We start from the raw sequence: 242 nt of genomic DNA on the forward strand, positions 1-242 counted from the left end.
CCAGCGCGATGCCGGGCCGCGTTTCCCTGAAGGCATGGGCGGGCGGGGCCGACGTTGCACGCGCCTCGTGGGTGACTGCCGCCTTCGCCGCACCCGGATCCCCGCCGGTAGGTTGGGGCGGTCCCTCCGCGTCGGGCGAAGGCGTACAGGCGGTAGACGCCAGCACGGCGGCCAGCAGCAGCGGACGAGTGGACAGGATGGGCATCGGAAGCGGCACCAGGGAATGGAAACGCACGCATGCG

General features: G+C 72.3%; 1 protein-coding gene. It reads right to left on the reverse strand.

All coding sequences use genetic code 11. The features are described 5' to 3' along the window. A partial coding sequence (locus ACQG3P_RS22295; protein ID WP_426806270.1) for a hypothetical protein occupies positions 1-205 on the reverse strand: 205 nt, incomplete at its 3' end. Positions 206-242: the final 37 nt, after the last annotated feature.

The organism is Stenotrophomonas sp. SrG, assembly GCF_050031795.1.
GTDB lineage: Bacteria > Pseudomonadota > Gammaproteobacteria > Xanthomonadales > Xanthomonadaceae > Stenotrophomonas > Stenotrophomonas rhizophila_A.